This window comes from Vibrio sp. OPT24 (assembly GCF_015163545.1).
GTDB classification, from domain to species: Bacteria; Pseudomonadota; Gammaproteobacteria; order Enterobacterales; family Vibrionaceae; genus Vibrio; species Vibrio cyclitrophicus.
Genome location: NZ_JADDYI010000053.1, coordinates 900,329 through 922,150, shown reverse-complemented (window position 1 = coordinate 922,150; position 21,822 = coordinate 900,329). Strand labels below are relative to the sequence as shown.

Below are 21,822 nucleotides of genomic sequence, written 5' to 3'. Positions count from 1 at the left end.
AGCCACGCTATTCATTAAGACCTAGCGTGGCTTTATATTTTAGAAAACAATCTATTTTTAAAACAATATTTTATTAAAGCAGCCTGTTACTAAACCAGTCTATTACTCGACCAATTCATTACCGCTGGTGTTACCAGTAAAGAAGGCATCAACACTGGTGAGCGTTGTGTTGGCAATGTTGAACAACGCATCTTTAGTCAAGAAAGCTTGGTGACCTGTGAACAGTACGTTGTGGCAAGCGGACAGGCGGCGGAATACATCATCCACAATGACATCGTTCGATTTGTCTTGGAAGAACAACTCTTTTTCGTTGTCGTAAACATCGAGGCCAAGCGCGCCAATCTTGCTCTGTTTAAGCGCTTCGATTGCAGCTGTTGAATCTAACAATTCACCACGACTTGTGTTGACTATCATCACGCCATCTTTCATTTTATCAAATGCAGTCGCATCCAATAAATGGTAGTTTTCTTTGCTCATTGGGCAGTGCAGAGAAATAACATCAGACTCTTGGTAAAGCTCGTCTAGTTCAACATATTTAGCCCCAAGTTCGACAGCCAACGGATTCGGATATGGGTCGTAGCATAGGATGTTCATGCCTAAACCTTTCAGAATACGCATGGTCGCTAGGCCAATTTTTCCAGAGCCTATCACACCTACAGTTTTACCGTGGAAGTTGAAGCCTACCAAGCCCTCAAGAGAGAAGTTTGCATCACGAGTACGCTGATACGCTTTGTGCAGCTTGCGGTTTAAACACATCATCATGCCGACCGTATGTTCTGCTACTGATTCTGGTGAATAAGCAGGAACGCGAACCACTTGTAGACCAAATTCTTTGGCTGCGTCTAGATCGACTTTATCAAAACCTGCACAACGCATCGCAATCAGTTTGGTGCCACCTTGCGCTAGAATTTTAAGCACGTCTCGTGACAGGTCATCGTTTACAAAAGCACAAACAACTTCGTTGTCGTGCGCCATTTTTGCGGTTGTTGTAGTGAGTCGAAAATCGTGAAAATGAAACTCAGCATCGAGTTTACCTTTCGCAAGTTCGAATGATTTTTCGTCGTATGACTTTGAGCTAAAAAAAGCAATGTTGAGCATAGCTTCCTCTCTTACCTAAAATGTGAAGACCCAAAATTTTATTATCTAAAACCGGGTTCAAATTAATAACTTTATTCAGTGTGCTAGAGTTTTTTTGTCTTGTCTATCACCATTAGCCATTGTAATTATTATGGTTAATTAGATTTCACCTTCGCTTTTTTAACATTGAAAACCATATTACGAAGTAGCTAGCTCATAAGTTCATTCAGATTGAATTGATCTTATTTTCGGGTATTAAACATTTTCTTGGTCTCTTTTTCTGACCAGAAGTTGATATTAAACTGAGCATCGTCACTAAGTTCAATACGGTGCCAATATTGCGGAGGGCTTGTCGCAAATTGTCCGGCATTGATGATCACGGTGACTTCTGGTTCTGTCGCATCTGCGTTTGCAAAACCGTGGTAGGTAACCGTACCTTCCATAACACATAATTGACCGAATACACCCTCTGCGGTGTTGTGGTGGCTGATTAACGCGGCAGGCACGTTGTCTTTAGTGAAGAATGGTGTTGAACGTTGAATCTTCCAATGTGAAGGAATGCGTAAATGACTCATATAAAACCTCTCAGACTTTCATACTTTATGTAATGGACGTATCAAGTGCACGATCGCCCCTCAATATTTGTTAACTTTATTACCAGTAGTTTTCGCTACTAAATTGACCTGGTTTTTTACGTAAGTGTTTTTGTAATCCCAATGAGATCAGTGCTTCGCTCGTGTCTCGAACCATTTGGGGATTACCGCAAAGATAGAAGAAACTATGTCTTTGGTTGATAGTGATAGACGAGGCTCGCTCAAGGTCGCCTCCACGTAACAAGCTTGGGATTCGTCCGCGCAATGTTCCGGTGACTGATTCTCTAGAAATAATTGGCACATACTGTAGTTTCCCCTGAAAATGTTGAACAAGCTGAGTGATACGATCTCGATAAGTCAGGTCTTGCTCTGTTCGTACTGCGTGAATCAGCACAAGGTTTTTGAACGATTTACCCTTTTCTGGCCCTAACCCTGCGTCTTTCTGCTGTTGTATCTGCATGCTTTCGAGCATCGAGATAAACGGACCAACCGCGGTTCCTGTCGATAGCATCCATAGATCGTCTGCGATCTCTGGGATCTCATCCAATGTCATAAATCCACTAGGGTCTTTGCCGACAAAGACATCATCACCCACCTTCAGTTGATGGAGTTGAGGAGAGAGCTGGCCGTTTTGATCCTTAACAATCAAAAACTCCAGGTGTTGATGACCTTTTGCATGTTCTGGCGCATTCACCATTGAATAAGCGCGTCGAACAAATTCACCTTCACTGTTGCGTAACCCCAACTTTGTGAATTGACCAGCTTGGTAGGATGAAACTGGTGCACTGACTTGGAGTGAGAACAATTGATCGGTCCACTCTATCTTGTGTAGGACTTTTCCGGTTACCAAACCATGAGGAATATCTGTCATATCATCACCTTTACGTAGAGAAGCTATCTCATTAAGGATACTCAACTATCTTACTTTTTGGAGTTGCATGTACCATGCCAATAATGAGAATGCTTATCAGTACTAATTCTTTAGTGGGATATAGGTTTGATTGAGTCAGAAAGACTAGATTATTTTGGTGTCCAAAAGACTCTATTGTGTTTTTTTGTTTCTATTAGCGTTCTGAGAGTTAAGTGAGCCATGTCCGAGATCTGTTGAGTGGTTCGACCCTTAGGATATTCCACCAATAACTAAAGAGAATAATTTGTAGATGCGTATAATGGCGGCTTTCGATCTCAATATAGCCGTGTTTTATGCTTGATAATCTTCGTATGGCCTTGAACGTGTTGTTCGTGACCATCAATACTGCAATGACTGCGTTTACCGTAAGCTTCTTTGGCCTCATTAAACTAATTCTTCCAATCCCTGTTGTGCAGAAGTCATGTACTCGTCTCGCTAACTTCACATTTTGGTGTTGGGCTTCGCTCAATCTTTGGATGTTGAATGTTAATAATGATATCGAATGGCAAGTCGAAGGGGGGGAGGACATTTCAACCAAGCAGTGGTACTTGATGATGTCTAATCACCTGAGCTGGGCGGATATTGTGATTTTGTCTTCTATCTTGAAAGATAAGATGCCGATGACTAAGTTCTTCCTCAAGCATGAATTGTTATACGTTCCTTTTGTCGGACTGGCATGTTGGGGTCTAGATATGCCTTTTATGAGACGCCATTCACGTGAGTTTCTGATTCGTAACCCTGAACGTCGCAATGATGATTTTGACGCAATTAACAAGGCGTGTACTAAGTTCAAGTTGGCGCCGACGACATTGGTGAATTTTGTTGAAGGAACCCGTGCCAACCATGAGAAATTATCGACAGTGAAGACACCTTATCGACACCTACTAAAGCCGAAAACTGGTGGTGTGGCGTTTGCTTTGTCTGCAATGGGTCCGATCTTAGATGGTATTGTCGATGTTACTTTGGCTTATCCAGAGAATCAGACTTCTCCATTTGAAGACATGCTGAAAGGTAAGATGAAAAAGGTGGTCGTGCGTATTAAATTACACCCAATGGATGAGAACGTAAACGGTAACTACTTTGAAGATAAAGCCTTTAAACGCCGTTTCCACAGTTGGTTGAATAACACGTGGAAAGAGAAGGACGACTATCTTGATACGGTTTATGGGGTTGATACGCCCTGTGAGGTTGAAACGTTTGATGAGCCCGATGCGGTTCATAAGAAACAAGAGCAGTAAGCTTAAACTAAACCAATAGCATCAAAAAAGCCGATAGTTCATTGAACTATCGGCTTTTTTATTGAATTGGTTGTATCAGAGGTAAGCGATAGAGTTAGTACTTACTACAGTCAAATCGCTTGGTAAGCATCAATGATGTGCTTCACTTCGCTAGGCTTACCTTGCTGATCTTGGCCTTGATGAATGCGTAAATAATGCTGTAATGTTTTGGCTTTGTATTGCTGAGATATCTGTAACTGATGCTCACAACTTGGCGCCCAGATCTTGTCACCAACGTTTGATATCTCACTAAGTGGTCGAATGTTTTCGCTTTCGCCTTGGTTGTTACTGACCAATAAAATCTCGTAGTAACGGCGGTTCTCTTCAATCAACACTTCGTCAACAAGGCCGAACTTGAGCGCTTTTAAATGGCTTCTTAGTTCGAATTGCTGATGCACTGGGCAAAGCAAAAAATCGATATCTTTGTCTGGATGCTGGTGATGAATGTCGTCGACGAGCTTCTGAGTCAGATCGCCACCCACACCAGCAATAATAACGAGGTGTTTGCCAGTGTGCTTATTCAGAGGAATGGCTGCGACATCTAAACAATAGACTTTCCACTGACTCCGCTTGTGTTGTTCAACGTTGTTATCTTGAGGAAAGTAACGCGTTAATTTGCCTTCAAGATCGTGCATAAGAGAGGGAACAATATCGACAAAGTGAATCAGAGGCGCTTTGTTGTCTGACAACAATTGAACACCCAAGAATCCATGATCACAGCAACAATCCCAAATGTGTTGGTAATCATCGCTGACAAGAGAATGGAGTGTTTGCAGTCGGTTACTTAGCTTCATAAGGTTCGTGTCGTTAGGAATAGGGTATTGTCGTGGCGAAGGCGCATTGTAATGACTTTCTATAAAAACAAAAGCACCTAGAAAATAAATCCTAGGTGCTTAAGAAGTCGATGCTTGAAACAATGAGTGACTTCAAGGCTCTTTAAGATTCTTTTGCGACTGCTCTTATATGGCCTTCTACTCTGTTCTTTCCGAGTTGTTGGGCGATAAGTTTCGCCTGTTCCGCTAAAGCTAACGCTGAATCTCTTTCGCCTTCTATTCGTGAAAACCCTACACTAACACCTAACGAAAGCGTGATGTCTGGTGTAGCGATAGTTTTCTCTGAGATCCTAATTCGACATTGATCCAATTGGAATTTGGCATCTTTAGCATCATTTGCTTTGAATAAGATGGCGAACTCTTTCCCACCAACTCGAGCAAGGCACAAGCTCCTTGGTTTAGGGAAGTAGGAACGTAGAGTTTCTGCAGTGAGCTTTATCATATTGTCGCCAATCGCTTCACCGTAGGCGCGGTTTACGTGGTCAAAATTATCGATATCAAGTAAAGCAACATAGGTCTCTGGCTCACTTGCGTAGTTTTTTAATGCGACATTGAAACTACTTTTGTTATCTAGCTGCGTCATCAGATCCTTGCGGCTCAATTGGTGGTTGAGTAACAAGTTAGATAAAGAGACTTCAGTGTAATCTCTGATCATACGCAGAATACTTTGGCTGATCGGCAAACTCGCATTCACATAGAGAATCGCAATCAACTGTTTGCGAGAGTGTAAAGGAATACAGTAATGACGTTGATGGATCTTGAGTTTACATGCCAATGGATCTGCGTACTTTCCGTTTCGGTAAACCATGGTGTCTTCTGGAAAGCGCTCTGCAAGGGATTGACCATAGTGTACTGTTGATTTGTTCCCATGATAATCAATGGTACTAAACGAATGATTTTCCGGCTGATAAAGGCAAAACTGAACGCCTTTATGGTACGTAAAGCTATCCAGTATCGATTTTAACTCTCGCTTAAAGCTGGCGAGGTCATCGACTTTATTAAGTCGTGATAACAACACATTTAAGCGGTAAGCCAGATAGTTTGCCCCAATCCACAGTAGAAGCAGTGAGCCTAGCACCACGCCCGTTAACGTAAATTGGTGTGAACTGGTTAATATGTCGTGGCGATCAGTACCCGCGATGAAAACCCAATTTAAGCTGTTGTCAGCGTCGAAAACCGATATCTTAAAATTATCTTGGTAGTAGTATTCGTGTAACCCGCCAGTTTCACCTTGTGAGAGTTGCTTGCTGATACCGGCATGATAGCTGATTGATTTAGAACCAATACGTTTCGGATCTGGGTGGAATACCAGTCTTTCAGTTGTTCGATCGACAACGAAAACATAGCCATTGCTGAGTGTTTTAAGGCTTCTTAAACCCTGCGTGGTGTGCAACAAGTCAAATTCAATCCATATTTCCTCGTTCAATCTTTCTACCGTGTGTTTTACCGCAAATACCCAACGCCCATCAGGCTTTTGATAAACGGAAGAAATGTAGAAATCCTCAACGACGTTGTCTATTGAATGCCATTGTATTACGGCGATTTGTTCGCTCGAAAGTGGAAGACCTCGAGTGGAAATATAATTTTGAGATTGCGGTTTGTATCGAACGATATCTGAGAAATTGGGTGTTCTTTTTAGGATATTATCACTGATTTCGCGAAATTTTTTGTCATCAAAGCTGGATGCCTTAGGTAAGCCTAAACTGGTCTCAAGAAAGTAAAGCTTGCCGAAAACGGCTTCGATATTTGAGCGAATAGTGGAACTAGCGATACGAATATTTGATGATGATTGGTTAGTTGCTGTAGTTTCTACTTTCTCTAGTTGAGCGATAGCTAAATAAAGCATTCCTCCGGTTAGTAAGAGTATGTATGGTTTGAAAAGCCGAATAAGTGTTTTAGGTAAAGCCATGATATCCAAGACGTTATAGATTCATTTTTATAGTACGGCAATACTAAACAGTTTCATCCATCACATCAATGCAAATGATTCCATATAAAAGAATGATTTATGTGATATTCAGCTAATAAAAAAACCAGCTATAAATATAACTGGCTTTTATGGTTTTTGGCGTTTTATTAAGCTAGCTTAGCTTTTACTTCAATCAAATCAGTGTTATCTGGCGAGTAGTGCAAAATTGCCATCGAAGTCGGCGATAGCAGCATTTCACCTTCTGCATGACCTGGTTTTACATTCCGTAAGTTGGTATCACAAATGGTGACCCAGTTTTGGTCGCGATCAGTCGGTAACGAGAATCGAGCGGGTGCGTTGGTTTGGTTTATCAAATAAATCAATTCGTCACCGTCTTTGCCAATACCTAAGTGCAGCGCAACAGAGCTTAAACGGTTCCAATCATCATGCTCCATGAGTGTGCCATCGACACGGCTCCAGAAGATGCGGTTCGAGTTGCGTTTTTCTCCACTGAACGCCTTAATAAAAGGCACCATATATTGTTGACGTGCAGAGATCATTTCAGCTAACCAAGTCTTGAAATAAGTTTTTCGCTCAGAATCTTCCCAGTTAATCCAGCTAGTTACACTATCTTGACAGTAAGCGTTGTTGTTGCCTTTTTGAGTGTGAGATAACACATCAGCTGTCAGAATATGTGGAATGCCAAAGGCAAACAACAGACTCGCCATGAAGTTACGTTTCTGTTTTTCGCGTGTGGCAACAACCAATAGGTTTTCGGTTTCCCCTTCAACACCGTAGTTATCAGAGCGGTTATCACCGTGTCCATCTCGGTTGTTCTCGCCGTTATCTTCATTGTGCTTGTGTTTGTAAGAGACAAGATCTTGCATTGTGAAGCCGTCGTGATACGTGATGTAGTTTACGGTTAGTCTATATGGCCAGTGTGCTGCGCTGTAGATATCGCGAGATCCCATTAAGCGCGTCGCAAACTCTTTTAGATAGCCTTGATCACCGCGCCAGAAGCTACGTGTTATATCACGCAGTTTGTCGTTACATTCATTCCAGCCTAGTGGAAAGTTACCTACTTGATAACCGTTAGGGCCAATATCCCACGGTTCTGCAATCAACTTGGTCTCTTTGAGCACAGGATCTTGAGCAACGGCTTTGAAAAAAGCAGCTTCAGGGTTGTAATTATCGCCTTCACGTCCCAGCGTCGCGGCCAAATCAAAACGGAAGCCGTCGACTTTGAATTCACTCACCCAGTAACGAAGCGTATCCATCACTAAGTTGAGTGCGGGCTGGTGGGTGAGATCTACTGTGTTTCCACAACCCGTGAAATTCGCATAATGGCAGCCATGTTTAATGTAGTAGCGGCTATCGAGTGCTTTTAGGTTGAAGGTGGTTCCGCCTTCCCCACCTTCTGCTGTGTGGTTGTACACCACGTCTAGAATGACTTCGATGCCATTGCGGTGCAGTTCGCGAATCGCAGTCTTTAACTCGTTTACGGCATCTTTCTCTGCGTAGCGAGGGTCAGGCACCATAAACAAGTATGGGTTGTAACCCCAATAGTTCACTTTACCCATGTCTAATAGGTGTGGTTCATGCATGCATGCGGCAATGGGCAAAAGCTGTAGAGAGTTGATATTTTGCTGTTTGTAGAACGCAAGCATTTCAGGGCTAATCAACCCTAAATAACGACCTTTCGCGTTAGTCTCCACCGCTGGATGAAGTTTAGATAGACCTTTTACATGAGTTTCAAAAAGAACAGTTTCTTCGCGGCTAATACGTGGCTTTTCGACGTCTTGCCAATCAAAGGCATCATCGACAACAACACATTTCGCCATCGAAAAGCTTTTTTCATTGGTATATGGAGTGACGTAATCGAGCGGTTCGCTGATTGATTTGGCGTATGGGTCTGAAAGTAAGATTGGGCCATCGTCAGTTTCAGCAATGAAGCCGTATTTTTGTCCAGCTTTAATGCCTTCGATAAACACATATCTGATATCGGCGTATTCATCTTCCAACGTGTAAGTGGTGAATTCATCGTTCTCATCAAAGAGCGCGAGAGATAGAGATTTACAGTCAGGAGAAAAAATAGAAAAGTTACAGCCAGTGTTACCTAGCGTTGCGCCTAGCGGATAAGGGCGAGCGAGCGTTCTAGTCATTGCTTGATTTCTTGTTCGTTTATCGACATCAGTGAACTATAAGTAAAAAGCTTTGTCACAATAAGGTCAAGCAACTTCACAGATTAATTACGGTAAAAAAAATAATTCATCGATGAAGTTCAAATTATATATTTGAGCTAGATCTCACTTATGTTGAATAATTAGATCTGTGTGCTGTCTACTCCTCCTATATTAAGTGATCTACCTCTTTAAAACACCATTCTGTATATTTTCTACTCCCCTCTAGTCCCCCTTAATTAACTTAGGGGCGGAGGAAGTCAAACTTGTCATCCCCTCTTAATATTGACCCCGTTGAAACGAATCAGGGGAAACCCTAAACCTCTCTATCTTACGACTACCATTACTGCCTTTGGTTGCCGCAAGAGAGCAAAAATATAAAAACCTAAAATAAATCGTCCTTAATGGAGTTAAGAATGAAAAAAGTAAGTTTGATTGCTGCTGCAGTGGCAACTACGTTAGCTGCTGGCTCTGCGTTCGCTGTAGATTTTAATGGCTACATGCGTGCTGGTACTGGTATTAGCGGAAATGATGGTGGTGACGTTTCATTCATGAAGAATGGTATTGGCCGTCTAGGTAATGAAAACGACAACTATTCTGAGTTTGGCTTAGCTGAAGAACTAAAAACTGGTGAGCAAACCTGGCGTTTAGAATCAATGATCGCTTCTGGTGCTGATGGCGCAAATGGCTGGGAAGACGGTGACTTTAACGTCGCTCAGTTCGCTGTTAAAGCAAAAGGCGTTCTATCTTTCGATGAAGAAGCGACTCTTTGGGCTGGTAAAACATACTACCAACGTAAAGATATTCATATTACTGACTTCTACTTCCTAAATACATCAGGTACTGGTGGCGGTATTGAAAATATTTCAGTTGGTAACCAAAAACTTTCTTTAGCGATTATTCAAGATGGCGAAGATGATAATGGTGCTGGTTACATGGCTGATGCTCGCCTAGCAAATATCGGGCTATGGGAAGATGCTAGTTTAGAGCTTGGAGTTGTTTACAACTTCGGTACTGAAAACAAGAATGGCAAATACGATGGTGATGATGGTCTACTTGCTACAGGTATTATCCACCAAAACATGAGCAATGGTTTCAACCAAACAGTTGTTCAGCTAGGTACTGCTGGTTACGGCGTTCAAATGGCTAATTTCTGGGGTTCAGGTGCGTACTATGATCGCTCTGGTGCTCAAGACGATGGTTTTGGTTACCGTATTCTTAACTGGGGTGTAATGAACCTAGGCGAATCTTGGGAAATGGGTCACCAACTTGCATACCTAGCAGGTTCAGACCTAGGTACTGATAAGCATGATTCAAGCCAATACTCTATCGTGGCTCGTCCAATGTATAAGTGGAACGACACAATGCGCACTATCTTCGAAGCTGGCTATAACGCTGGTGAAGTAGACAACGTTGACTTTGGCGGCGCTAAATTTACTGTTGCTCAAGCATGGGCAATGGGCGACAGCTTCTGGGCTCGTCCTGAAATTCGCGTATACGGTAGCTACCTGATGGATCTAGAAAACGATTCATTCGGTGAAGTTAAAGATGAAAACGGTGTTGTTACCGGCCAAGGCGCAGACAACGATTTCGTTGTTGGTATCCAAGTTGAAGCTTGGTGGTAAGCCACTTAGCTTAAAATCCTAAACTGTCCTAATTCATAGCCGGCTTGCGTCGGCTATTTTTTTAAGGAATGTACGATTAAGTTGATCGTTCCCTAGGTGAATAGTTCTCTTTGTGGTAATTAAAGTTAGTAAATTTCTTAAAAAAATAAAAAAGGAAGGGTTATGTATTTCAAAGCTCTGATGTTGAGTGGCTGTGTAGCATTGGCCGGTTGCCAATCAGCACAAGTAGTCGAACAAGTGCAAGTTGCACAAGCTGAACAAGTTAACTCGATTACTGGTCTTCAATTTGCTCCTATGAAGCTACCAAGCTCGGCAATTTTTGACGTGACACCAAATAGCCAAGTATTAAACTATCAAGGCATAAACAGCCCTGTAGTAGCGATTGAATTGCCTGCAGACCGCGGTGAGTATTCAATTAATATCACGAGCATTATCGGTGATACTGCCTTTGTTCCAAATGCGGTCATCTATGACGAAAATGGTCGTGAGCTAGAGCGTTATGGTAAAGATAGCTTCGAATACGCGAAACCAAGATTGCACTTGGGGAACCGTCTCGTTACTGAGAACGATTTTTACCCACCGACAACAGCAAAATCAGTTTATTTAGTTATCTACACAGATCAAAACGATCTTGGTGGCTTTACTGATGTGATCCACCCTGCTCGTTTGGACGCGGAAGGCCGTGGTAATTATTTACCTGAAGTGAAAGATATCCCGATTCCAAATGCTAACGTTGGTAAGATAGAAGTTACAATCGATAAAGCGAGCTTCTTCTCAATTGGTTCATCAAACAGTGAATCTAATGCTAAACCTGCTGTTGCTAAAATCGATACTATTCAACCTGAAACGCAAACCTACTATCACAATGCGATTCAAACAGCTGTAACTGAAGACAATATTCCTAAAGCTCTTAGCTTATTAGATGAAGCAAAAGCATTAGGTATTGAAGGCGCGCAAGAAGTATTTGTAAAAGCTGTCAATAAAAAGTAATTCAACAGTTTGTAAATACTGAATGACATGATAATAAGGGACCCGTTTGGGTCCTTTTTTATTGCTTTAGATAAATATAATTTGAGTGGAAAATAAATTTGGTGAGAGAGGTGACCGAAATAACCAAGCTAGATAGAGTGGCTAAAACAGCCATTGTTACCCATTGCCAAATAGCTGAAAGCAATAGTAGCCATAATTATTTACGCTAAAGCTATTTACGCTAAATTATCGATGCTCTATCGAATAACACTATCTATTGACTCTCGTTATATTATTTTTGAACCTCATAAGTTAATAACCAAGTCTTTACTTATCTTAGTACCGATAAGTCATTAGGATCTCCAATCATGCTTGTGGTTTTAGGCATAGTCGCTATTGGGCCTGCCAAGACCCAAGACCCAAGACCCAAGACCCAAGACCCAAGACCCAAGACAGTTTGTGCATCGTTTCATCAAAGAGCATCGATCGATGTAAGGATAGTAAGAATCGTGTGGTTCATTTGGATTGGAGTTTATTTAGCACAAAAAAAGGGAGACTGACGTCTCCCAAAAGGCTAGCTTTCGCTGGTTTTATTATTTGTTATTAGAATTCTATGCTTTAAGACTTAGTTCTTGGTTACTGAAACGACCGCTTTTTCAACGCTGTCATCCAACTCATGAATCGCATTTAGAGTGAATGTGTAGTCGCCAGCTTCTACTACGCTTAATTGGCAGTTACCATCAGTACCAAGGTCGATTGAACCATCAGCAAGTTCAACTGAATCACAACCGAAGTTAGGTGTTTTCCAGTCAGCATCGGCAAACTTGAAGCCATAGTCCCCCGCTTCCAAAGTACCTGTTACAGAGTAAATCCCATTAGCAACAAAGCTCATCGCCCAATTATCAGCTGCACCCCATCCATTCATGTGACCACGAACGTAAACCGTTGTTTGACCGTATGGAGGAATGCTAGACACATCTTTATCAGAGTTATCAACTGGCAGACCGACACCTTGTGCGTCACCTTGTACTTGTACAAATACAGCGGTGGTTAATGCAGGTACCGTGAAGGTTTCAGCGGCAAAGCTTGCGCCTTTCACTGTGTTATCAGCGGAGTTTTGTTGAACGTCGTGAAGTGTAAAGCCTTTCGCACCTGTGATTTTGAACGATTGAGATTCATTGGTTGAGTTTACAACTGCCACAATCGCATCATTGGCTGGGTCAAGATCTTCGCCCGCAGACACGCCGTCATCGATAGACATTACAATCAGGCCTTCGACTTGATCTTCGCCAACGTTACGGAAGTCGACTCGCTTCATGACTTCGTCTGCTGTGTCTAAGCGGAACAGTTCACTTGAGCTACGGATTTTGAGTAGTTCTAGGAATTGCTGCTTAGTCAGCGCAATGTCGTCTGCGTCCGGTTCAGCCGTGCTGTCACCAATGATGGTTTTGATCAAATCCCAGTTAGCACCATCTTTATCTTCACGTGGTAAACCAACATTCCAGTTATTGTCAGTACCATCAAACATGACGCGGTTGTACCAGTCACCTGAATCGTAAGAATCACGCTGCATAGACTTAGAGCGAAGTAGTTCAGAACCCATATGGATGAATGGTATGCCTTGGCCTAACATCACGGTAGAAAGCGATACAGACTGCATTCGAGCACGCTCTGCTGAGCTAGTACCTGCCGCGATCTTGTAAGCGTTGTTATCCCAAAGCGTTTGGTTATCGTGTTTTGAAACGTAAGAAATGTTTTCTGAAGGCATTTTGGTGTAGCCAGCAGGCGCGCCGTTGTAGTCAACGTTTTTACCCAGTTTGGTGTCGCCTTTGTAATCAATCAACACGTATTCTGCGAGGTTACCTGCCATACCTAAGCGAACAAGATCTTGGTTATGCAAGCGACCATTGATCGAATCTTGATCAACTTTGGTTTCTTCGTTGGCAATCGCTGCGTTACCAAAGCCTTGGTTAAAGCGAAGCGGGTGGTTGCCTTCTGAATCGACGCCACCATCAAATGGGCTGCCGCCTCGTACTGCATCACGTAAACGATCCGAGAAGGTACCGATTTCTGTGCCTGCCATGTTGATTTGGTTTGCTTGGTCGAAGCGTGCATTGTTTGCTACTTCGCCAAAGTCCCAGCCTTCTCCATAGAACAAGGTATTCGGATCGATCTTACGCACTTCTTCCAATGCTTCTACCATCACGTCTTTTGGCTGGTGGCCCATTAAGTCAAAACGGAAACCATCCACTTTATAGTCGTCAGCCCACACCTTAAGTGAATCGACCATTAACTTACCCATCATTAGGTTTTCGGTCGCAGTGTTGTCACAACAAGTCGAGTTTTCGACGCCACCAGTGTTTACGTTAAGACGGTGATAGTACCCAGGGACAATCTTATCCAGTACTGATTTATCGTTCACACCAGACGCGTTGGTATGGTTGTATACCACGTCCATGATCAGCTTGAGATCCATGTCGTGCGTGGCTTTCACCATTTGACGGAACTCTAGGATACGCTTAGAACCATTTGGATCTGTCGCATAACTTCCCTCTGGAACCGTATAATGGAATGGGTCGTAGCCCCAGTTGAAACTGTCGAGCATGCGCAGGTCGTTCATTAGCGCTTGGGCATCGCCTGTAGAAGGGTCATAACCATCGAGTACATCCTCGATGACCTTATTTTCGTCTTCGTTTCCACACAAGGCGGCAGCAGGTTTTACATCACATAGCTTACCAACGGTGTCCGTAATATCGACACGGCTCGCTTCATCTTCATCGACGGTAGCGATATCGAATGCGGGTAAGATATGTAGTGTCGTTAAGCCCGCATCTTTCAATTCTTGAAGGTGTTTAACCGATTCACGATCTGCTTCTGTGAGCGCTAGGTATTTGCCGTTCCATTCTTTTTTACCTAGAGTGTCGCTGAAGCTAAAGTCTCGAAGGTGTGATTCGTAAAGCACGTGGTCTTCGTCTTTCTCTACAGTAGGACGTTTATATCCAACCCAACCTTCAGGCATTAATGCTGAATCATCAAGGTCGATGACTTGAGAGTACGCAGAGTTTTTCGATAAGCTCAGAGAGTAAGGGTCGGTTACTAGGCGAGTCTCAATGTTACCTGTAGTTGGGTGGTAAACCTTCACTTGGTAACGATAGTAACTGTTGACTGCATTAGATACAGCGTCAGTTGCCCAAATACCGGTTTCAGTGCTTTCCGTCATTGGAATGACTTGTGAACTTTGCAGATCTTCGCTGTATAGGACGAGTTCTACATCTTGAGCGGTTGGCGCCCATAGTTTGAAGGTCGCTGCACTGCCTTCAACAATAGCGCCTAGTTCTTCAGCCATCGCATTACCAGCATCTTCACTTGCAAATACCGCATCAAGCACACCCGGCTTTTGAACCTCAGTTGAAGAGGTAACGTCGCCATTAGTATTGTAGGCAACAAGAATTATCTGAGATTTCAAGATGGTACGTAGCGTACTGCCGTCCACATCGATAGCAAGGGCAGGTAAGCTTGCAAGGTGTCGGAAACGCTCTTTCAATTCAGAGGACAGCTCCCCGTCTTTGCTTAGTTCAATTGCAGTGCCACCCACGATCTCTTTGTCGTCGTTCATGGTAATGCTGTTATCTAATGCATAGAACAATTTTACAGAGTCAGCATTATCAGCTGCTTCCCAACCTATGGTGGTAGTATCTAACCAATGTGCTTTCTGGCCGTCAATATTGACTGGGCGATCTGAAATCGGGTCATAATACAATTCACTGCTGCCATGGAAACCGAATACGCCTTGGGATTCACCAAGTTTATCTAGCTCGACTTTAGAATTGGCGCTACCAAATGCTTTCTCATCGCCATTATGTAGGATGAAGTTCATACACTTGTGCGGGTCAGATGCGTCCGGATTCACTCTCAACACGTAGTAAGCACCATAGGTATCGCTGATACCCTCGTATTCGTAAGGGCTGTTCCAATCGGTTCCAGTTTCACTGAGACCCATGGCAACGAGGTCAGTGCTGGTACAGCCTTCGCCGTTCCACAGATGAAGGCCCCAGCCGTCGTAGGTTGAGCCAGAAGTACTCGCGGCTGCAACATCACGTTTGTAATAAATAACAACCTCGTTTTCGCCCGCTTTGTACAAGCCACTGTTGCCAGCCTCTGTACCGTTGTCGCTATCATTATCACTGCCACAACCTGCGATCAAAGTTGCCGTGAAGAGAGGTAAAATCGCTTTAGCCAAAGTAGAGCGTTTGAAGCTCCTCTTTTTGGTCATGTTAAAGGTACTTTGTAGAGTCGCGTTTTTATTAATATTTATATTGTTCACGTTTAATATCCATATTTCACTTTTTATGAAGATGAATATCCTAGTCCGAATGATGGCCAACTATTTGTGATGGCTATATGTAAAGTTATTTTTAATATGTAAAAATACGAAACCTAGTGTCAGTATCACGCTTTGTATTTAGTTTAAGTAAAATTAATTGGATCAATAGCTCATATATTCGATATTAATAACCTAAGGCGTAGATGCTAGGAGTAGATAATAAGGATGAGAGCTCATCCTTATTAATGTGAGGAAGGTATCGAATTGAGAGTCTGTTAATTTAACTCGGAAATTAAGTTAATTATCAACGAGAAAGGTAATAGTTGCTTGGAAACTAATATTGATAGATAGGTTATTCATCTAACGATAATACCCAAACCAAAGATGCGAGCGGCTTTAATTCGATATTAAAAGTACCAATGCCCTTTTCAATGGTGAATTTTTGCCGTTGAACGCCTTCAATATGTTCATCTAGCAAGTAATTACCATCAGTTATTTTGAGCTTTAGGACAACATCGTTTGGAATCTTCAAGTGAATACTCTCAGTGGCGTCCTGGCTGAAGTTTGCGGCAACAATGGTGAGCTCTTGGTTGTCATAGCGCAGGAATGCGTAAACGGAATCACTCAAGTTGTTACTCTGGTGTAAGTCTTGATAATCACCAGTTATTGAAGAGTGCTCAAGGGAAAAGTTCATTACCTTCTGATAGAAGTGACGTAGTTGCTTTTCGTTGTCGTTTAATAATCCGCCATCGAATGCACCGTGATTCATCCATTTTTGATGTTGTGGGACTCTGATGTAATCGAATATAGAGGTACGTGAGGGTTGTCCAAAGCCTGCATCTTCCGCTCCCGGTTCGCCAACTTCTTGTCCAAAATAGATCATGGTCGGTGAACTGCTTAATAATGCGCTGACGAGCATTGCAGGCTTTGCGATATGTGGATTGCCAACAAACTCTGGGGAAGCGATGCGTTGCTCATCATGGTTATCCAAGAAATGCAGCATGTGATGTTCAATATCCATCATCTGATGTTGGATATCGGGGATGATTGCCGTTGAAGCCTTGCCTTGCATGATGTCTTTTAGACCGTCATAAAGGTCAACTTTATCGTACAGGTAGTCCATTTTTCCTAGGTGAATATAGTCGCGGTACAAGTCCGGCTGATAAACCTCTGCCATTAAAAAGGCATCTTGGTTTTCCATCTTTATCGATGAGTTGAGGTAACTCCAGAACTCGACGGGCACCATCTCTGCCATATCGTAGCGAAACCCATCAACGCCTTTTTCTAACCAGAACAAGGCGATGTCTCGGAATTTAACCCAAGAGCTAGGTACATCAACAGATTCCCAGAAGCGGAAATGATCCATGTAATTTCTCTGAGCATAGTCACTTGGCAGTTCAGGGAAATCTTTTGAGCCGTCAGGGCGCACGCCGTAATTGATTTTCACCGTTTCATACCAATCATCGAAATTGGGCTTGTCTAAGCGAGAGCCGTTACCTGTCCATTTGGCGGGCGTTTCGATAAACGGAGAGCGTAGGTTAGGGTGCTGTTCACCACCAAGCGGGGTAAAGGCAGGAGCTATATCTGGCAGTTCAAAGGAGCTGTTGGGAATGTAATAAAAGTTGTTATTTCGGTGATATTCGAGTGTTATGTCATCTTGAGCGCCAAAGTCACTGACTCCCTCTGGGTTATTTAAGCCTTGATAATGACGCGCAACGTGATTCGGTACGATATCGAGGATCACTTTTAAACCGTTGTTGTGGCTCCTTTTGATTAGTGACTCAAATTCTTCTACACGGCGTTCAGGGTTCTCAGCGAGGTCTGGGTTTACTGAGTAATAGTCTTTGACTGCATAAGGTGAGCCTGCGCGTCCCTTTACTACGCTCGGGTGATTGTCTGAAATCCCGATGTGTTTGTAATCATTGATGACGGCGTGATGTGGCACTCCGGTATACCAAATATGCGTAATGCCGAGTTTGCGGATTTCCGATAGCGCTTTGTCGGTAAAGTCATTGAACTTGCCGACGCCATTTTGCTCGATTGTGCCCCATGGAACATGCTGGGTGTTTTTATTGCCGAATAAACGCGTAAAAACTTGGTAGATGGCGTACTTTTGGTTGTACATATTTAAAATTCCTTTAACTTCCATCATGTTATGTAGGGATGGAAGGGCTTTTCTCTTAATTGGGAGGCTGACCTAATTGCTGTTTTATTTATACCAATCGTGGTAAATAACGGCTCATCCTTATCAAAATCTATAGGGCGTAATTGCTACAGTATATGAGCTGTTACCCAAAAGGAGTTGATGTTGTCTTCATCTATTCAAATCGCTATCACCTATATGGTGTTGGTGGTGGTGTCTGTGTTGTTTGTAGAAAGTTCGAAAGCGCTGTTGGCGTGGTATTTAGTTATCGGTGTGGTGACGTTCTTTGTATACGCAAAGGACAAGAGAGCAGCGATCAATGGTAATTGGCGTGTGCCTGAGAAAACCCTGCACATTTTGTCTGTTGCTGGTGGTTGGCTAGGGGCGTTAATCGCTCAAGATAAGCTGCGTCATAAAACGCAAAAACAACCGTTCAGAGCGATTTATTGGCTGACTGTGTCAATGAATGTAGCAGCGTTTGTGTGGACGTTAACACCGAGCGGGCAGGCGTTATTTGGTCGTTGGTTAAGTGAGATTATTGGGTATCTTTAACGAGAATGATGGCTAGTACTCGTGTACTAACCATCACAATATAGGACGTTATTTGATTAGAGCATCGGAATCGTCGAGGCTAACAGTAAGCCCGCCATGCCGTAATTAAAGCTTTTGATGCGTACCGGCGTTGTTAGCCAGTGCTGTAGCTGTTTGCCTGCTGCCGTCCAGAAGGTCACGGATGGTAAGTTGGCTAGCGTAAAGATCGCCGCGATGATCGCAAGCTCCCACCATGAACTGCCACTGCTGTACACTGAAATCGCAGTCAGTGCCATTGACCAACCTTTCGGGTTTACCCACTGAAAACTTGCCGCGCCAATGAAGGTCATGGGCTTATAAGCCTCGGTGCTTTTGGCTTTGCCGCTCAATGCAATCTTAATTGCTAAGTACACAAGGTAAGTCAGGCTTAGGTACTTCAATATTTGGTGAGAAACAGGGTAAGCGTTGAAAATGCCCATTAAGCCGAAGCCAACCAACAACAACATCGCGGCAAACCCTAGAGCTATCCCAAGCATGTGCGGAATAGTACGGGCAAAGCCAACATTGGCACCTGATGTCATGAGCATGATGTTATTTGGACCCGGCGTGAAGGTCGAGACAAACGCAAACAAGGCAAGTGCGCTAAGTTGTTCTAAAGGCATAATGGTTCTCCAGCAATAAAATGAACGAAGTGACTGACCGGTCATGACTTTCACGTGTTGAGAAACATAGTAGGTGGAAAGTGAGGCAATTATGTGCTTTTATTTCCTCTATTATCACTAAATGCACAATAATAAGTACCTATGGATAGATTTGACGAAAGGATATTGCAAGAGCTTAAATTGGACGGCAGAATCTCCAACATCGAGCTTTCAGAACGAATTGGCCTGTCAGCTTCAGCGACCCTAAGGCGAGTACAAGATCTCGAACGTAAAGGTATCATTCAAGGTTACCGCGCGGTTCTGGATAATGGCCTGATGGGTGTCGGCTTTATTGCTTATGTTTCGATTGGTTTATCGAGCCACAGCAAATCGGCTCAGCTAGAATTTGAACAGCATGTCAGCATGGAAAAAGAAGTGGTGGAGTGCCACAACATTACCGGTGCTAACGAATATTTGCTGAGGGTAGAAACCAAAGATCTGCCGGGCTATAAGAAGTTTCATGCCGATGTGCTTGGGGAATGCGCTCAGGTTCAATCCATTACGACCATGGTTGTGATGGATACCCCCAAAGATGAACGCTAGTCGAGTTTTATTTCAGGAGAGGCGCAGTGCCCAGTACTAATCAGTTGTTATTGTTCTTAGATGTGGTTCAACAAGGGTCGTTTACCAAAGCGGCAACCTTGCATGATATGGACAACTCATCACTCTCAAAACAAATAAAAAAGCTTGAGCAAGACCTAGGTGTTCAGCTGCTCAACCGTTCCACGCGCTCGTTCTCGCTGACGTCAGCAGGGGAAGATATTCTCGCGCAAACCTATGTGCTGAAAGATACCATCAATCAGATCCAAGGTATTGCTGATTCCTATCAGTCTGAACCCAAAGGTGTGCTGCGAATTACTTCACCGATCTATTTTGGTCAGCAATATCTGCAACCTATCATCACGCAGTTCATGAGAAAGTACCCGGATGTTCAGATCGTGCTGTCATTGGACGACAAGATCGCCAACATTATCGCAGGGCAGTTTGATATCGCATTTCGCTTCAGCAAGCTTGTTGAATCGAATTTGATTGCGAAGAAGATTGCCGACAGTAACTTTATGTTGGTTGCCTCGAACGACTTTGTGAAGCAGCATGGCGAACCTAAAACGCCACAAGATTTGCTCGCGTTACCTGCTGTAATTTATACCAATGGCGATATGACGGTCGATCATCTGCGTATCAGTGAAGAGCCGCATGGCAACACTTTCCAAAGCCTAACGATTCGTGGCAACTATAAGGTGAGTGATGTTCGCACCATGGTCTCTTGTGTAAGAGATGGCCTAGGGTACGGCTTCCTCGACCAATCAAACTTGTATGCCTCAATGAAAGAACTTGGCTTGGTCACTTTACTTCCAGACTATCCAATCTCTACTGCTGATACGGCTATTTATGCCGTTTATCCGCACCGTAAGCAGACCAAGCTGGTTAAAGAATTCATCACTACGGTTCAAGACTATATTGGCTCTCCGACGATTTGGGAGAAGATGCAGCAAGGTTAGTTATTTTTCTAATCGTTCAAACACAAAAAAGGAGCCAGATCGTTAAACAATTTGGCTCCTTTTTATTCGTCCAGTTGTAACCAATTTACAATGTAAAGCTTAGCTATAGCTGGTGTAAGCAACTATCCGGTCTCACTGAAAGGCATGACTACTCACGAAAGCCGGTTACTGCTCTTTAAAACGAATTAGTGATCATTAATCACTTCTTTACCACTTGGGTAGGCTTTTGAACCCAGTACATGACCGTCGACTTCTTTGCCATAGTAACCTTGGTGGCTGTGGTAACGCTTAGCATTGCCGGCAACATCGCCTTTGTATCGAGGGTCTTGTGGGCGTTCATGACTGTTTACAAACGCTGCCACATCCCACGCATCCTGAATTGACAGCTGTTGGCTTTTTCCAAGCGGCATGTTTTCGTAGATGAAGTACGCGGCGGTGTTCACTCGGTGCATACCTGCGCCCCAGTTGAACGAATTCTCGCCCCAAAGAGGTGGTAGGTATGATCGGCCATCCGCCCCTTTAATGCCTTCGCCATTTTGACCATGACAGGTTTGGCAGCTGGTTTGGTAAACCTTTTCACCACGCGCTATCGACGGTTCTTGTTCAGGGTTATCAATCTTAGGGTAGCCACGACCTGCCAACTTGCTGCGGTCATCGATTGGGTATTTGCTTAGCAGTTCTTCAGGAAGAGGGAAGCTATCTGCTTTTCCTCCGACTTGTAAATCGGCATCGCTGATCTCAGGAACCGGCGTGTCTTGCATGCCGTTCTTGTCTAAGATGCCGCCCATCGCTAGCCAGTATGAATAAGCCGTGAGCGCGACCATCTCTTTTGAGCCTACTGCTGGTGGCAGGCCATTCATTGAATAAGTGAAACAGCCTTGGATACGTTCTGCGTAGCTGTTTACCTTGTCGTTTTTCTTACGGTAAGCAGGGTAGGCCATATACGCTCCCCATAGAGGTGCTGCATTCGCCTTCATGCCCGCTTGCATGTGGCAGTTGACACAGTTTTGTTCATTGCCGACGAACGTACCGCGCATCTGTTGTGAATCGACAAACAGTGAATAACCCAGTTTAACTTTGTCGCCAAACTCCCCTGCAGGAATATCGACCAAGTCTCGTGGCACCAGATACTTGTTATCTTGTGGTTTCTCAACAGCTGGCAGTTCGGTTTGGCGATCGGGTAACTCACCTTCGGCGTAAGCGATTCCAGAAGCAAGGGTTGCGGTAATTAAGAGTAATGTTTTCATGCGA

At 43.5% G+C, this 21,822-nt stretch carries 16 protein-coding genes; 6 read left to right on the top strand and 10 right to left on the bottom strand.

Going from position 1 to position 21,822, the window contains the following annotated elements; all coding sequences use genetic code 11:
* Window positions 1-102 precede the first annotated feature (102 nt).
* From IQO02_RS17725 to IQO02_RS17715, 3 genes are all read right to left on the bottom strand, one after another.
* Window positions 103-1,098 carry a 2-hydroxyacid dehydrogenase gene (locus tag IQO02_RS17725; RefSeq protein WP_010431715.1) on the bottom strand — a complete coding sequence of 332 codons (996 nt, stop codon included), beginning with the start codon at window positions 1,096-1,098 and terminating at the stop codon, window positions 103-105.
* Window positions 1,099-1,319: 221 nt separating this feature from the next.
* A complete protein-coding gene (locus tag IQO02_RS17720) occupies window positions 1,320-1,652 on the bottom strand; it encodes a DUF1971 domain-containing protein (protein ID WP_010431713.1) in 333 nt (110 codons plus the stop codon).
* A gap of 79 nt (window positions 1,653-1,731) precedes the next feature.
* A complete protein-coding gene (locus IQO02_RS17715) occupies window positions 1,732-2,541 on the bottom strand; it encodes a ferredoxin--NADP reductase (RefSeq protein WP_010431711.1) in 810 nt (269 codons plus the stop codon).
* Window positions 2,542-2,873: 332 nt separating this feature from the next.
* Between IQO02_RS17715 and IQO02_RS17710 the strand changes: the two genes are divergently transcribed.
* Window positions 2,874-3,818 carry an acyltransferase gene (locus IQO02_RS17710; protein WP_010431709.1) on the top strand — a complete coding sequence of 315 codons (945 nt, stop codon included), beginning with the start codon at window positions 2,874-2,876 and terminating at the stop codon, window positions 3,816-3,818.
* A 110-nt stretch (window positions 3,819-3,928) separates the two neighbouring features.
* On the opposite strand, the gene IQO02_RS17705 is transcribed toward IQO02_RS17710, so the two are convergent.
* From IQO02_RS17705 to glgX, 3 genes are all read right to left on the bottom strand, one after another.
* Window positions 3,929-4,651: a tRNA (adenine(22)-N(1))-methyltransferase gene (locus IQO02_RS17705; protein WP_010431701.1), complete on the bottom strand. Its 723-nt coding sequence runs from the start codon at window positions 4,649-4,651 to the stop codon at window positions 3,929-3,931.
* A gap of 142 nt (window positions 4,652-4,793) precedes the next feature.
* A complete protein-coding gene (locus IQO02_RS17700) occupies window positions 4,794-6,536 on the bottom strand; it encodes a diguanylate cyclase domain-containing protein (RefSeq protein ID WP_010431693.1) in 1,743 nt (580 codons plus the stop codon).
* Window positions 6,537-6,766: 230 nt separating this feature from the next.
* Window positions 6,767-8,761 carry a glycogen debranching protein GlgX gene (gene glgX, locus IQO02_RS17695; RefSeq protein ID WP_016789939.1) on the bottom strand — a complete coding sequence of 665 codons (1,995 nt, stop codon included), beginning with the start codon at window positions 8,759-8,761 and terminating at the stop codon, window positions 6,767-6,769.
* Window positions 8,762-9,195: 434 nt separating this feature from the next.
* Here glgX and lamB point away from each other — a divergent pair, with 434 nt between their 5' ends.
* Both lamB and IQO02_RS17685 read left to right on the top strand, forming a co-directional pair.
* Window positions 9,196-10,404 (top strand): maltoporin LamB, encoded by a 1,209-nt coding sequence (gene lamB / locus IQO02_RS17690; RefSeq protein ID WP_010431678.1) that lies wholly within the window; start codon window positions 9,196-9,198, stop codon window positions 10,402-10,404.
* Window positions 10,405-10,566: 162 nt separating this feature from the next.
* On the top strand, window positions 10,567-11,394 hold the full coding sequence (locus tag IQO02_RS17685; protein WP_010431676.1) for a MalM family protein: 828 nt from the start codon (window positions 10,567-10,569) through the stop codon (window positions 11,392-11,394).
* 604 nt (window positions 11,395-11,998) lie between these two features.
* Here the strand turns inward: IQO02_RS17685 and pulA are convergent.
* Window positions 11,999-15,646 carry a pullulanase-type alpha-1,6-glucosidase gene (gene pulA / locus IQO02_RS17680; RefSeq protein WP_016787363.1) on the bottom strand — a complete coding sequence of 1,216 codons (3,648 nt, stop codon included), beginning with the start codon at window positions 15,644-15,646 and terminating at the stop codon, window positions 11,999-12,001.
* 403 nt (window positions 15,647-16,049) lie between these two features.
* Window positions 16,050-17,822, bottom strand: a complete 1,773-nt coding sequence (locus tag IQO02_RS17675; protein WP_050613098.1) for an alpha-amylase family protein — start codon at window positions 17,820-17,822, stop codon at window positions 16,050-16,052.
* Between the two features lie 180 nt (window positions 17,823-18,002).
* Here IQO02_RS17675 and IQO02_RS17670 point away from each other — a divergent pair, with 180 nt between their 5' ends.
* A complete protein-coding gene (locus IQO02_RS17670) occupies window positions 18,003-18,392 on the top strand; it encodes a DUF1294 domain-containing protein (RefSeq protein ID WP_010431668.1) in 390 nt (129 codons plus the stop codon).
* A gap of 56 nt (window positions 18,393-18,448) precedes the next feature.
* Here IQO02_RS17670 and IQO02_RS17665 read toward each other — a convergent pair whose 3' ends face one another.
* A complete protein-coding gene (locus IQO02_RS17665; protein ID WP_010431665.1) occupies window positions 18,449-19,033 on the bottom strand; it encodes a LysE family translocator in 585 nt (194 codons plus the stop codon).
* Window positions 19,034-19,174: 141 nt separating this feature from the next.
* Here IQO02_RS17665 and IQO02_RS17660 point away from each other — a divergent pair, with 141 nt between their 5' ends.
* Both IQO02_RS17660 and IQO02_RS17655 read left to right on the top strand, forming a co-directional pair.
* Window positions 19,175-19,615, top strand: coding sequence for an Lrp/AsnC family transcriptional regulator (locus IQO02_RS17660; RefSeq protein WP_010431662.1), 441 nt, complete (start codon window positions 19,175-19,177; stop codon window positions 19,613-19,615).
* A gap of 26 nt (window positions 19,616-19,641) precedes the next feature.
* A complete protein-coding gene (locus IQO02_RS17655; protein ID WP_016767381.1) occupies window positions 19,642-20,571 on the top strand; it encodes a LysR family transcriptional regulator in 930 nt (309 codons plus the stop codon).
* A gap of 185 nt (window positions 20,572-20,756) precedes the next feature.
* Here the strand turns inward: IQO02_RS17655 and IQO02_RS17650 are convergent, their stop codons facing one another.
* On the bottom strand, window positions 20,757-21,818 hold the full coding sequence (locus IQO02_RS17650; protein ID WP_016767382.1) for a c-type cytochrome: 1,062 nt from the start codon (window positions 21,816-21,818) through the stop codon (window positions 20,757-20,759).
* Window positions 21,819-21,822: the final 4 nt, after the last annotated feature.